At 48.0% G+C, this 13,520-nt stretch carries 10 protein-coding genes and 1 pseudogene; 7 read left to right on the top strand and 4 right to left on the bottom strand.

From position 1 onward, the window contains the following. Positions 1–150: 150 nt before the first annotated feature. Complete coding sequence (locus tag PAV_RS09960) at positions 151–1,113, top strand: alpha/beta hydrolase (RefSeq protein WP_040735764.1); 963 nt, start codon at positions 151–153, stop codon at positions 1,111–1,113. A 101-nt stretch (positions 1,114–1,214) separates the two neighbouring features. Here PAV_RS09960 and mraY read toward each other — a convergent pair whose 3' ends face one another. The 3 genes from mraY to PAV_RS09975 all read right to left on the bottom strand — a co-directional run bounded on the left by mraY (position 1,215) and on the right by PAV_RS09975 (position 4,086). Further along, complete coding sequence (gene mraY / locus PAV_RS09965; RefSeq protein WP_005545698.1) at positions 1,215–2,171, bottom strand: phospho-N-acetylmuramoyl-pentapeptide-transferase; 957 nt, start codon at positions 2,169–2,171, stop codon at positions 1,215–1,217. A gap of 99 nt (positions 2,172–2,270) precedes the next feature. Beyond that, entirely contained in the window at positions 2,271–3,512 is a 1,242-nt protein-coding gene (locus tag PAV_RS09970) for an amidohydrolase (protein WP_005545699.1), read from the bottom strand. A 307-nt stretch (positions 3,513–3,819) separates the two neighbouring features. Further along, complete coding sequence (locus PAV_RS09975; protein WP_005545700.1) at positions 3,820–4,086, bottom strand: hypothetical protein; 267 nt, start codon at positions 4,084–4,086, stop codon at positions 3,820–3,822. A 296-nt stretch (positions 4,087–4,382) separates the two neighbouring features. Here PAV_RS09975 and PAV_RS09980 point away from each other — a divergent pair, with 296 nt between their 5' ends. From PAV_RS09980 to cstA, 5 genes and pseudogenes are all read left to right on the top strand, one after another. After that, positions 4,383–4,877 carry a YwiB family protein gene (locus PAV_RS09980; protein WP_005545701.1) on the top strand — a complete coding sequence of 165 codons (495 nt, stop codon included), beginning with the start codon at positions 4,383–4,385 and terminating at the stop codon, positions 4,875–4,877. Between the two features lie 39 nt (positions 4,878–4,916). Beyond that, positions 4,917–6,593 (top strand): arginine--tRNA ligase, encoded by a 1,677-nt coding sequence (gene argS / locus PAV_RS09985; RefSeq protein ID WP_005545702.1) that lies wholly within the window; start codon positions 4,917–4,919, stop codon positions 6,591–6,593. Positions 6,594–6,757: 164 nt separating this feature from the next. Next, positions 6,758–8,547, top strand: a pseudogene (locus tag PAV_RS09990) (LytS/YhcK type 5TM receptor domain-containing protein). Beyond that, positions 8,522–9,277 (top strand): LytR/AlgR family response regulator transcription factor, encoded by a 756-nt coding sequence (locus PAV_RS09995; RefSeq protein WP_005545703.1) that lies wholly within the window; start codon positions 8,522–8,524, stop codon positions 9,275–9,277. The pseudogene PAV_RS09990 and the gene PAV_RS09995 overlap by 26 nt, the downstream one beginning before the upstream one ends. Positions 9,278–9,476: 199 nt before the next feature. Next, on the top strand, positions 9,477–11,273 hold the full coding sequence (gene cstA, locus PAV_RS10000) for a carbon starvation protein CstA (RefSeq protein WP_005545704.1): 1,797 nt from the start codon (positions 9,477–9,479) through the stop codon (positions 11,271–11,273). A gap of 73 nt (positions 11,274–11,346) precedes the next feature. Here cstA and PAV_RS10005 read toward each other — a convergent pair whose 3' ends face one another. Beyond that, complete coding sequence (locus PAV_RS10005; protein WP_005545705.1) at positions 11,347–12,489, bottom strand: S8 family peptidase; 1,143 nt, start codon at positions 12,487–12,489, stop codon at positions 11,347–11,349. Positions 12,490–12,941: 452 nt separating this feature from the next. Here PAV_RS10005 and rpoE point away from each other — a divergent pair, with 452 nt between their 5' ends. Then, positions 12,942–13,496 carry a DNA-directed RNA polymerase subunit delta gene (rpoE, locus tag PAV_RS10010; RefSeq protein ID WP_005545707.1) on the top strand — a complete coding sequence of 185 codons (555 nt, stop codon included), beginning with the start codon at positions 12,942–12,944 and terminating at the stop codon, positions 13,494–13,496. Positions 13,497–13,520 lie beyond the last annotated feature (24 nt).

Raw genomic sequence — 13,520 nt, forward strand, 5'->3', positions numbered from 1 at the left:
TAACAAAGCAGCATCGTCCAAGCGCACGGAATCTGCATGCAGCAGAGGAAGTGCGCTTGTTTTTGTAATGAAGCAGCAAAAAGGCAGGGCTTAGACATGCGTTACAGTCCCCTTTAAAATAAAGAGAAAGGGAGGATGAGAATGGGTAAGATGAAGATTTTACTTATTTCGATCGCAACCATATTCATTATTATTATCGTTGCATTAGGATTCATAGGGAATCACTTCTACAACATCGCGCTTAATCCGGAGACGGAGCGTCCGTTCCTTGACAACAATCCGGATCTTAATCGGGCGGTTCCGACGATGCAAGTAGATGAACAGGAGACGCAAGAAAATGAGATGGCAAAAGAATGGATCGAAACGAAGCATCACGACGAGGTCACGTTAGCTTCTTTTGATGGTTTGAAGCTGCAAGGCTATGAGTATCGGCAAGAGCACCCCACGAATAAGTGGGCCATTGTCGTTCATGGCTATACGAGCTCCGGCAAGCAGATGTCGTATGCGGTTAAGAGATTTTATGATAAAGGCTATCATGTACTGCTCGTCGACTTGCGAGGACATGGAAAGAGTGAAGGCTCCTATATTGGGATGGGCTGGCATGATCGATTAGACATGATGGGTTGGATTCGCCAAATCGTTGAAGCTGATCCCGAGTCTCAAGTTGCTCTGTATGGGGTATCTATGGGAGGAGCGACGGTTATGATGACCTCGGGAGAAGAACTTCCTGCGAATGTCAAGGTGATTGTAGAGGACTGTGGATATACGTCAGCCTATGATGAGTTCACTTACCAATTAAAGCGGCTGTTTCATTTGCCTGCCTTCCCAATCATGACGGCTTCCAATGTGGTGTCTAATATAAGAGCCGGCTATGACTTAAAGGACGCCTCTGCTTTGAAGCAGGTAGCTAAGAGCAAGACTCCTATTCTATTCATTCACGGTGATTCCGACACGTTTGTCCCTTATGAAATGGTTCAAGAGTTGTATGATGCGGCAAAGGTCGAGAAAGATCTGTTGGTCATCAAGGATGCAGGACACGGAGGCGCTCACCTTGCTGGAGCGGTGTATTGGAATAAAGTATGGGAGTTCACAGATAAGTTTATGAAGTCCTAACGAAATGAATAAAAAGACTCGCATAAAGAATGGAAAGTCTTGCAAATGAATAGAAGCCCTGCTCCTTTCAAGGCGGCAGGGCTTGCGTGTGCATTGGTTGTTTAAGATAAAAGGAACTTCCAGGCGATCCAGCATATCCCGACACCGAGCCACGAGATGAATCCAAAGATGACTACGATTTTATTCTCGCTCCAGCCATACTTCAATGAATAATGATAATGGATTGGAGCCATGCGGAACATTCTCAGCTTTGTTTTGCGATAGTACCATACCTGTAGGATCACCGACAGCTGTTCGGCAAAGTAAACGACGAACAGCACGGGAATCAAAATTTCCACCTTTTCTAAAACCGCGAGGAAGGAAAGCGAGCCCCCAATTGCAAGTGAACCCGTATCCCCCATAAATGCTCGGGCTGGATAAATATTATAAATGAACAATCCAAGCAGGCAGGCAATCATGATGAGCGAGAACATCTTCACTTCCATATGATCGGATATGAGGAAGAAGAAGAAATAAGTCGGGATCGACACATTTATAAGCAATCCGTCCAGACCGTCCGTAAAGTTAATTGCATTTGCCGAACCTACCACGAACAGCACCATAATTGGCACATACACAAGAAGAGGAAGATCAAGCGCTAGACCGCCCCCAAGAGCAACGGTTGTACTGACGTTAAAGTGCTGAATGAGCACGTACAGCAGCAAGCCGGTAAAACAGAATTGGAATACAAGCTTCGCCTTGCCGGATATCCCAGATGGATCCTGAAAAACAGCCTTCTTCAAATCATCCATTAAACCAACGGAACCGAATAGCAGAAACGTCGCAGCCAGAAAAATGGTCATTGGCGATGGATGATAGGAGATGGAGGTGATTACACCGATAAAAAGGATAAGGCCAGCCATCAGCGGTGTGCCGCGCTTAGCTTGATGATCGGGCGGCAGCTCAGCTCGAATCGGCTGTGTCAGCTTCAGCGTTCGCAATCCCCATATGAGCAGCGGTGTTAACGCGGCTACCAGCAGGAAGGATACGCTCGAAATGCCTAATAAGGAAGAGTTCACGACATCACCTATCAGTATGTATTTTTATAGATGAGTACATTTTATTATAATTCACATCAATGGACAAATATTCCTGATTCATTGCTGTCGTTGCTTCAGTTATTTCCCCTTGCAGCCTTCCAAAGAGCCTGCGACAATGCTGCCTCGATGAAGTACTGCTTGTCTGTTCGCACGTCTTGCAACAGCCTCAGCTGAGCAGCTTGCATCGACGAGCACTGCATCTGCGGTATCTCCAACCTGAGGCCACTGGCGTATACCGTCCTGACTTAACGGGGTTACACCCCCCGTAATGAATCCGAGCGCCTGTGACAGGGATCGCTCATCAGAGTAACCGTAGACTTCAGCTAACCGTCCTGCCTTCTCAAGCAGATCGCAATTGCCGAACGGCGACCAATGGTCGGTGACACTGTCAGTACCGAGTCCGATGTGTACTCCGCGATTGCGCATTTCCGGCAGTGGCATATTCGTTCGGCCGATAGGCACAGTGGACATAATCGCGATATTAAGCGCTGCAAATCGTTCAATCAGTTCCGTTGTCTCAGGCGTGCGATCAGCGAATGCGAATGCATGGCTGACTGCTACTTTCCCCTGCCAACCGGCCTCTTCCGTTAATTCAGCCAGTCGCTGCAGCGTTGTCCATCCGTCCGGGCCGCGGTCATGCAAATGCATGTCGATCCCAGCCCCTGTTGATACGGCGATATCCATAAGCGTATGAAGTGAACGTTCAATATCCCCGTCGACGCTCGCAGGATCCACAGAGCCAATCCAACCAGCACCGTGTGCTACCGCTTCGCGGACAAGGTGAGATACATTCGAGTGAAGAAGACCATGTTGGGTGAAGGCAACAACCTCATAAGCAAGTTGATCCTTGTACTCTTCCAGCACTTCAATAGAAGCCTGCAAATTGCGCAACTCCATAACAGGGTCAATATTAATATGGGTGCGTACGTACGTAGAACCGTGCTTAAGGACAAGATCAAGCAATTTGCGGGCACGTTCCTTCAAATAAGGAAATCGGGCAGGGAGCAGGCGGCGTTCCTCTTCCATTCGTTCGAAGATACTGGAGATAGGACGTACCGCTTTCCACGGCCCCCCGTAGTAGGTTTTATCAATATGGATATGCATTTCCCGAAAAGCAGGCAACAGGAGGAGACCGGCTGCATTTACACAAGGAAGAGACTTGAGATCTTCATCCTTCAGGTCACTTGCTGGTACAATTGCATGTATTGTGCCATCGTCGATTTGGATATGGAATAAATCCGTATCCGTAATCGTAATACCTTCTTTTTCTCGATATGCGGTTTCAAGCCGTACATTGATTAGCCAATAAGCGTTAGGCATGCCCGTCACTCCTCTAATGTTGGTAGTAGAATAACTGGATCTATACTGCAGGGTTATTTCTTTATCTACAAGATTAGCATGAAAGAAGATGGGAGAAAAATAAAGATAAAGCATGGAAATTGTTTTTGGATTGGATTTCTACGTGCATACATAAATGAAAGAACAGAGTAGACAAGAACGAGGTGATCTCACATTGGGCAAGGAATGGACATGCTTTCGCAAGCTCAGCTTTGAAGTGAATTTATCTATCAGTTAGATGTAAAAAAGGGAGCTGTCTCTAGGACTGCCCCCGATCTATTTCGTCCCGTCAGACGCCAGTAGCTTCTGTACGTCTGCGATGGTTACGATGTGCGGTTCGCTTCGTATTTCGGATCATCATATAAATACATAATCCAAACAGCGGAGCAATGACAACAATGGCCGTCATGCCGATCGTGAAGAAGCCAGAGCGTTCAATGCGGATGCTGTCGACAAGAACCCATACTGCCGAAGCTAGGTGGAGTACAAGTGTCAACAGGAGCAGCCAGTCGCTATGGTTCGTTAACCAAGTCAAAAGTACTGTCAATTCCACCATATATCGCCCCCGTATTCCTCGTGGTACTGACATAAGCTGAGCAAATATGCAGCAGCGGACATTCGAGGAATCATTTACTACTCTTATTATAATTGAGGGGCAATTCGAATTTCCACGTCTTTCTTGAGGCATAACCTTACAAATTCGTAAGTTATCAGATTGTGTCGTATTTTGTGAATCCCCCACTTCTGCTGAGATTAACTGTACCCTTGGGGACGAAAAGGAAAAGGAGGTTGCAAAAGGCGGGCGTATACCGGATAATTTAGAAATCAGACTTTGGAGATTGGAGCTTGACAATGACGGAGCATCAGAGGGAAGCGGCTGACAGATTGCCGGTTCTTATCACGATTGACAGCCGACAAGATGATGAACGGGTCACACAGCAGGTAGAAGGAGAGCTGTTTCGGAAAGGCTCGAATTTCTACATTCGTTATATAGAGGCTGAGCCTCAACCGGAGCGGGTGAAGCGACGAAGTGATTCTTCTATAGATGCGAGCCGCACACGAGTCACACTCAAGGTGAGTGAAAACCTGATTAAGCTAACTCGAAGAGGACAGGTGGAATCGGAGCAATCGTTCATTCTTGGAACGAGACAGAGCGGATATTATCGTTCATCTGCGATTCGCTTTCCTTTAACTACAGTGACGTCAAAGCTGTCCTGGGACGAGCCATGGCCGTTCGAAGGGCCGCTGCAATTCGATGAATTGCGCATTGCGTGGTCGTATCAAATATATATAGAAGAGCGTTGTACGGGGAAATTTAATATTCGATTACGTATTACACCCGCCTGAAATAGGCATGAACGATAAGATGCAGGAGGAACGAGACATATGAGCAGTGTAATGGAACGAGTGAACAATCAAGTTAAGCAGGCAATCGAGGAGGCAATCGTACAAGCAGGTCTTGTAGCGCGTGAAGACATCCCTACATTCGTTATCGAAGTACCTAAAGATAAGACTCACGGTGACTTGGCATCCAATGTGGCGATGCAGCTGACACGTATTGCAAAACGCAATCCACGCCAAATCGCAGAAGCAATCATTGAGAATTTGGATAAAGATGCGGCTGCAATCGAAAGTGCGGAAATTGCAGGGCCTGGATTTATTAACTTCCGTGTGAATAAGAGTTACTTGTATGACATTCTCCGTGAAGTAAATGAAAAAGGAAGCGACTACGGCCGTATTACTGCTGGCAGCGGACAGCGTGTGCAGATGGAGTTCGTATCTGCGAACCCAACAGGAAGCCTCCATCTTGGACATGCGCGTGGTGCAGCTGTCGGTGATGCACTGTGCAATCTGTTGGATTACGCGGGTTATGAAGTAACACGCGAGTATTATATTAATGATGCCGGCAATCAAGTGAACAACCTTGCTAAATCCATCGAATGCCGCTATAAGCAAGCACTTGGGCAGGATGCAGAAATGCCTGAGGACGGCTATCATGGCGTGGATATTAAGGGTTTTGCTGAAGAGCTTGTTCAAGCAGAAGGCGATCGTCTGTTGTCCTTGCCTGAGGAAGAGCGTGAGCGTTATTTCCGCAACTATGGTCTTGCGAAGGAATTGGACAAAATCAAGCGTGACTTAAACCGCTTCCGTGTTCCATTCGACGTGTGGTTCAGCGAAACCTCGCTCTATGAGAACAACGAAGTGACAAAGGCGCTGGATGCGCTTCGTGCAAGTGGCCATGTGTTCGAGCATGAGGGTGCGACGTGGCTGCGTACAACGACATTTGGCGATGACAAAGATCGCGTATTGGTGAAGAATGATGGCTCTTACACGTATTTGACTCCTGATATTTCGTATCATATGGACAAATATGGCCGTGGCTTTGACAAAATGATTAACATTTGGGGTGCTGACCACCACGGGTACATCCCGCGTATGAAGGCAGCGATGGAAGCGCTCGGTAATGATCCAGACAAGCTGGTCGTATTGATTGCGCAAATGGTTAGCTTATTCCAAGATGGCGAGAAAGTGAAAATGTCCAAGCGTACAGGGAAAGCCGTAACGATGGAAGATTTGATGGATGAAGTGGGCGTTGATGCAATCCGTTACTTCTTCACAATGCGTTCGATGGATTCCCACCTTGACTTTGATATGGACTTGGCGATCTCAACATCCAATGAGAACCCTGTCTATTACGTACAGTATGCGCATGCGCGTATTTGCAGCATTTACCGTCAGGCGGAAGAACAAGGGGTTGCATTGCAGCCGTTGAATGAGCTGAATTTGGCGAAGCTGACGGCTGAGCATGAATTCGACCTGCTTCGCAAGCTGGGTGAGCTTCCAGAAGAGATTGCGGTTGCTGCCCGCGACTATGCGCCACATCGTTTGGTTCGTTATGTGTATGAGCTTGCATCGCTCTTCCACAGTTATTATAGAGCAGAGCGTGTCATTACAGAAGATGCAGAGCAGACACAAGCTCGCCTTGCATTGCTCGGTGCTGTTCGCACGACAATTGCGAACGTGCTTCGTCTGGTTGGCGTATCCGCTCCAGAACAGATGTAAGGGCAGTGTCTGACGAAATACAATGATTTTTGCTTCATAGAATAGAGCGTCCTGCGAGTTGAAATAACTAGCAGGGCGCTTTTCTTGTTCAACCTATGTTTGTTCGGTAAAATCAGAGATAGATACAACGAAGTGAACACACAGGGTAGAGAGAAGGTGACGAGATGCTTTATTTGCTTCCGCTTATGATTGAGCGCGTCGGCGTGCTGCTGATCATTGCATTCGTGCTGTCGCGTATGAAGTCATTCCGCCACATTGTCCATAACGAACATGGTACAGCTGAAAAATGGCTGCTTATTGTCGTGTTTGGCGCATTCGGGATTATTAGCAACTATACCGGTGTACAGATCCATAACAGCACCGTATTTTCGCAAACTTGGCATATAGACATAGAGACGGGCAGCGCCATTGCAAACACACGAATAATGGGCGTTGTCATCGGTGGACTGCTTGGCGGTCCATTTGTCGGGACAGGTGTCGGATTAATAGCAGGCCTGCATCGACTATCGCTCGGCGGATACACTGCGGCAGCTTGTGGAGTGTCGACGGTATTGGCCGGCATTATTACAGGCCTCATCGGGAAGCGGCTCCGTATGATTCAAGGAAAGCATGCAGCATGGCAAGCGGCACTGGTCGGCATCGGGATGGAGTGCGGGCAGATGGGCATTATTTTGCTCGTAGCGGAGCCATGGAGCTCTGCATGGGAACTCGTCAAGCTGATCAGTGTGCCGATGGTTGTGGTTAATGGATTCGGGATCTTGCTGTTCATGCTAATCATTCAATCGATCTATGAGGAAGAGGAACGTTCCCGAGCGCTGCTTACGCATAATGCACTTCATATTGTTGATCAAACGCTGCCTTATTTCCGTCAAGGATTAAATAGCGATTCATGCCGGGAAGCGGCCATGATTATATGGAAAGGGACGAGTGCCGACGCAATTTCCATTACAGATGAACATCAAATTTTGGCTCACGTAGGCGCAGGAGCCGATCATCATGTGCCATTGAACGGTATATCTACACAACTGACGAAGCAGGTGCTGGAGGAAGGAATTGTCCACAAGGCCTCCTCAAGAGAGGAGATTCATTGCCTCGATCCACACTGTCCATTGCAGGCAGCGTATGTGCTGCCGCTGAAGGTGCATGAGCGTACTGTCGGCACATTGAAGTTATATTTCAAGCAGTCATCACGTCTGTGTCAGGTGGAGCAGGAGCTTGCTGAGGGCCTTGGCAAGCTGTTCTCTTCCCAACTGGAACTTGCGGAAGCGGAACGGCAAAGCCGGCTGTTGAAGGATGCAGAGATTAAGGCGCTGCAAGCACAGGTCCACCCGCATTTTTATTCAATGCCTTTAATACAATATCAGTGCTCTGCCGCACTGATTCGGAGAAGGCGCGCAAGCTGCTGCAGCAGCTAAGCGTATTTTTCCGCAGCAACCTTCAAGGGGCGCGGAAGATGCTGATTCCGCTGCACAAGGAATTGGAGCATGTAGAAGCGTACTTGTCATTAGAGCAGGCAAGATTTCCTGGAAAATATATGGTAGAAACGGATATTGATGCTTCCCTTATGGATGTGCTCGTACCCCCATTTACGCTTCAGCCATTGGTGGAAAATGCAATCCGGCATTCGTTCTCTAAAGGCTTTGCAAAGCCGCAAGGGGTTGTGTCCATTTGTACGCAGGTGAATGGAAAGGATGTGATCATTACGACAAAAGACAATGGGAAGGGAATTGCGCCGGAATCCATGGCCGTGCTTGGCAATGAAACCGTTCCATCTGCCGAAGGAACAGGAACAGCGCTTTGCAATATTGCAAAGCGGATTGGGGAACTGTATGGAAGCAGAGGCTCGGTTTTTATTGATAGTACGTTTGGTCAAGGGACATCGGTAACGATTACCTTGCCGATTCATTACAGCGATCGGGGGGACATCTATGTTGAAAGCATTTATCGTGGATGATGAGCCGCTGGCGCGCAACGAGTTGTGTTATTTGCTGCGTCGTACGAAGCGGGTCGAAATTGTAGGCGAGGCAGAATCGACGGAAGAAGCGCTGGAGCGTATAGGTGTTCTGCGCCCGGATGTGGTTTTTCTTGATATTCAGCTTGCAGAAGCAAGTGGATTGGAAGCCGCTGAACGGATATGTGCAATGGAGGAACCGCCAGCAATCGTATTTGCAACTGCATATGACGAGTATGCACTGCGTGCATTCGAGCTGAGTGCATCCGACTATATATTGAAGCCGTTCGATGAACAACGCATTCAACTGACCGTAGAGAAGCTGGAGAAGCGGGGATCGAACCTTGCTCCAATGATCAAGAGCGATACCGTGGCGGAATCTCGCCCTGCCTCGGCTGAGCGGGTGGAGCTGCTTGCCATCACGACAGTGGATGAACGGATCGTCGTATTGCATGTGGATCGTATCGTGTATATCGGATTTGAGGAGGGAAAGACCGTTGTTGCAACGATAGAGCAGCGGTACCGTGTTGGAGAGGCGCTCAGTGTACTGGAACGGAAGCTAAACCATCCATCCATCGTTCGTGTGCATCGAGCGTATTTAGTGAATGTGGATCGTATCGTTGAAATCGAGCCGTGGTTCCATTCGACGTGCCAGTTGAAAATGCAGGACGGCGCCAGCATCCCGGTTAGCCGAACCTACATGAAGGAACTGAAGCAGCTTCTGGGGTTCTAACGATAAGGGCAGATGAATAGGCAGCCTTTCATGATCGGAGCTGTCTCCGCGCTAACCTGAAAAAGAGACTGAAATCGCTTGTATTTCAATCCTTTTTTTTGCATTTCGTCATAGGGATGCCGTATTCTGTTTTGAAAACGAGGAATTGCTTTTTTCATAAGGTATGATAACAGTAACAACTTGAAGGGAGTGGACAATCATGAATGCGGTTTCAATAGTGATTGGTTCGATATGCATCTTGATGATCACCTATCGCCTCTATGGAACATTTATGGCGAACAAAGTGTTAAAGCTAGACGATTCCAAGCCTACTCCGGCGCACGAATTAAATGACGGCAAGGATTATGTGCCGACGAATAAATGGGTGACCTTTGGTCACCACTTTGCAGCCATTGCTGCTGCAGGCCCGTTAGTCGGCCCAATATTAGCAGCCCAGTTCGGGTATTTGCCAGGACTGCTCTGGTTGTTGATCGGTGCGGTTATTGGCGGGGCTGTCCATGATATGGTTGTATTGTTCGCATCCATGCGCAAGCAGGGCAAGTCACTCTCTGAGGTGGCGAAGGAAGAGCTTGGCCCGATCGCTGGCTTCTGTACCGGACTTGCAATGCTATTCATTATTACGATTACGATGGCTGGTCTATCGATGGTGGTGCTTCATGCGCTTGAACACAATCCTTGGGGTACCTTCTCGGTAGGCATTACAATTCCAATTGCCATGATAATAGGAATTTGGTACAAGAAGACAGGCAACCTGAAGCTTGCTTCTGGAGTTGGTTTTGTTTTGCTGATGATTGGCGTATTTATGGGTCCTTACATTCAAGGAACCGCACTTGGCGAATGGCTGACTTTTGATATGAATACGCTTGCAATTATTTTACCAGTATATGCCTTCTTTGCGGCGGCGCTGCCCGTATGGCTGCTGCTAGCTCCACGCGACTATTTGAGCAGCTTTATGAAAATCGGAGTGTTCCTTGCCCTTATCGTTGGTGTGTTCATTATTAACCCGGACATCCCATTCCCAGCCGTGACCGAATTCATTAACGGCGGAGGGCCGATATTGGCAGGGCCAGTATGGCCGTTCATCTCGATTACGATAGCCTGTGGAGCAATCTCCGGCTTCCATGCCTTTGTTGGATCGGGAACAACGCCGAAGATGATGGATCGCTGGAGCGACATTAAGGTAGTAGGCTTCGGCGCGATGCTGGTCGAATGTGTTGTTGGGATTATGGCGCTAATCGCTGCGACTGCCTTGCAGCCTGCTGACTATTTCGCAATCAATTCTACACCGGAAGCGTTCAAGACACTTGGCATGAACGTCGTTCATCTGCCGGATTTGGCAAGAGAAATTGGTTTGGATTTGGAGGGGCGTACAGGCGGGGCTGTAACTCTGGCTGTTGGGATGACGTATATTTTCACAAAATTCCCGTGGTTCGAATCAATGGCATCCTATTTCTTCCAATTTGTTATTATGTTCGAAGCGGTATTCGTACTGACAGCGATTGATGCAGGGACGCGTGTAGCGCGTTATATTATTCAAGATTTCTTCGGTGAAGTATATAAACCTTTGAAACAAGTGGACTGGGTACCAGGCTCTATCTTTGCAAGTGCGCTAGCATGCTTCCTGTGGGGGTATCTGCTCTTCTCGGGAGATATCGGTTCAGTATGGGCGCTGTTCGGAGTATCGAACCAAATGATGGCCTCCATCGGTCTCATTATCGGTGCTACGGTTATTATGAAAATTGCAGATAAGCGCTGGTATTCACTCACATGTCTTGTACCGCTTGCGTACTTGTACGTCACTGTTAACTATGCAGGCATATGGATGATTACGAATGTGTACTTGAACTCATCGGGTAAAGGGTACAGCATCCTGAATGCAACGCTGTCGATTATTATGATGGTGCTGGGCGTTATTATCCTCATTTCTGCTATTAAGAAGTGGCTGGAGCTGTGGAATACACCAAGATCGAAGATGGAGCCTCTATCGGTTTCCTAGTACAACTGCATGAATAAATGATCAAGGACAGTCGGTTAGTCGGCTGTCCTTGTTTTTTCAAATCTCGGACACGTTATCGGTCTGCCTCTTTAAGGAGCCGCATGACATCAATTTCCCCTACACTTCGGGAAGTGCTGCTCCGGCTTCGCATTGGGGTTGCAGATCGTCTTAGCAAGGATTTGATTTCTGCGGGCCTGAGATCGGGCTTCATGGCAAGCAGCAGTGCAATAGCACCGCTTACGTGTGAGGTGGCCATTGAGGTGCCGCTCATCTCATGGTATTTTCCCTTAATCCACGCAGATACAATTTTATCACCAGGCGCGTAAATATCAACGAAGCGACCTCGATTGCTGAAGGGGGCAATTTTCCGGATGCGATCGGTAGCCCCTACTGAGATCGTTTGCAGGTAACGAGCGGGGTAATCAATGGATTTGCGCTTCGCATCATTTCCGGAGGAGGCAACAATGGTAACGCCAGCGTTGTATGCGTTCGTGACAGCGGTGAGGAGCGACTTGCTGCGGGTTTTCATGCCGAAGCTCATATTAATGATATTCATACCATGGCGGACACACCAATCAATGCCTTGAATAATATCGGATACGAAGGCAGCTCCATTCTCATCGAATGCTTTGACTGGATGAATAACGGCGCGAGGGGCCACCCCTATAATGCCGTACATTTGATTGGCGGCAGCTATCGTGCCCGCAATATGTGTGCCGTGACCATTGTCGTCATGCGGAGGAAATCCGCGCTGAATCAGATTAATGCCGCGCGTGAGCGAATGCCTCAGGTCAGGATGGTGAAAATCTGCCCCGGTATCAATGACACCAATATGAACACGGTGACCGGTTGTTGTGCTCCAAGCCTGTGGAGCTTTGATGTGCCGGACTCCCCATGGAATGCCGCGCTCCCAGTTGACTGGCCGCTGGGACACGGCATGCATGGAAAGGTGAATGTCTTCTTCAACGATAACTTGATAAGTGGACAATAAAAGGGTTGAGTCGAAGTCAGCACTGGCTGGATATATCCAAGCATTAATAAGTGGAACCTTGCGTATTACAGTAAGCTCCGGTCTGCTTTCCTCGAGCAAATTCAGTGCCTCGCTGCATTGTTCATACTGTTCGTGGGTGTGGAAGCGGATGAACAGTTGACGCCTGCGCGGCTTATCGGTGCTGAGCCCTTGAAGCAATAACTGGAGTAAGCCCGTAGTATCCAATGTCGAGTCCCTCCCGACAGTTCCTTTGTAACGGTTGTTCAAAAAGTTACATGTGATAATCAAGAGACCAAATATGAATTGGCTGAAACGTCTTTTTTGAACAGACAATTTTACATATCGTATGCGTTAAATTCCTGCGTGGACTGGGGTAGAAGCCTTTTTTGCGAAAGTTAGGCCTTCCACCGTGTCAAATGACTTCCACGGACATAGTATGAAGAAGAGCCGACGAAGGGCTTAGCACACCCGATACGGGGGCGTTAGCCTTCATCGGGTGCGGATACAGTCGAACGCGAAGGGGATTCCCTTCGCGTTTCTATTTTTTGTCCGACTTGTGGCATTTCCTCGTCTATAGGAAGAAAACTTGCATTTTCACTTGAGATCGGTTTTACTTATGTGTGAACATGGATAAGTGAATGCAATTTGAACTTTTTAGAGAGAGAGGATGTGTCTTTATGAGCACACCGCTGGATTTGAAATTGGATCCTGAAAAAGTGCAAGAAATACCGATGGTGGATCTTGCTTTCATGGTACTGAAAACTGCCAACACGCCTTTCTATTACCGCGATCTCATGAATGAAGTCGCTAAGCTGCGGGGGTTGTCCGAAGAGCAAATTAACGATGTCATTGCGCAGTTATATACGGAAATTAACATTGACGGACGATTTGCTTGTGTTGGCCAGAACCTGTGGGGATTGAAACGCTGGTATCCGGTCGACCGTTCTGAAGAGGCAATGGCCGGGGGTACGCCGCGTCCACGCATCATTAACGATGACGACGATGACGATTACAATGATGATGACGACAACTACCACAATGATGAAGAAGAAGACTTCGACTTCGTTGATGAAGATAGCGATGAAGACGAGGAAATCTTCGAGGATGATGATTCTGATGTGGAAGATGATGTGGACATCGAAGAAGAAATCGATGAAGAAGATGCAGATCTGAATGAAGATGAAGATCGCGACGAATTTGAAGATGAGGAAGACAAAGACGGGGATATGTAAGATCCTCTTCTTAATTTGAATCCG

Origin of the sequence: Paenibacillus alvei DSM 29, from assembly GCF_000293805.1 — a bacterium.
Lineage (GTDB): Bacteria > Bacillota > Bacilli > Paenibacillales > Paenibacillaceae > Paenibacillus_B > Paenibacillus_B alvei.

Coding starts and splice junctions, on each gene's coding strand:
- PAV_RS09960 (WP_040735764.1), top strand. CDS start 151: ATGAAGATTTTACTTATTTCGATCGCAACCATATTCATTATTATTATC.
- PAV_RS09970 (WP_005545699.1), bottom strand. CDS start 3,512: ATGCCTAACGCTTATTGGCTAATCAATGTACGGCTTGAAACCGCATAT.
- PAV_RS09975 (WP_005545700.1), bottom strand. CDS start 4,086: ATGGTGGAATTGACAGTACTTTTGACTTGGTTAACGAACCATAGCGAC.
- PAV_RS09980 (WP_005545701.1), top strand. CDS start 4,383: ATGACGGAGCATCAGAGGGAAGCGGCTGACAGATTGCCGGTTCTTATC.
- argS (WP_005545702.1), top strand. CDS start 4,917: ATGAGCAGTGTAATGGAACGAGTGAACAATCAAGTTAAGCAGGCAATC.
- PAV_RS09995 (WP_005545703.1), top strand. CDS start 8,522: ATGTTGAAAGCATTTATCGTGGATGATGAGCCGCTGGCGCGCAACGAG.
- cstA (WP_005545704.1), top strand. CDS start 9,477: ATGAATGCGGTTTCAATAGTGATTGGTTCGATATGCATCTTGATGATC.
- rpoE (WP_005545707.1), top strand. CDS start 12,942: ATGAGCACACCGCTGGATTTGAAATTGGATCCTGAAAAAGTGCAAGAA.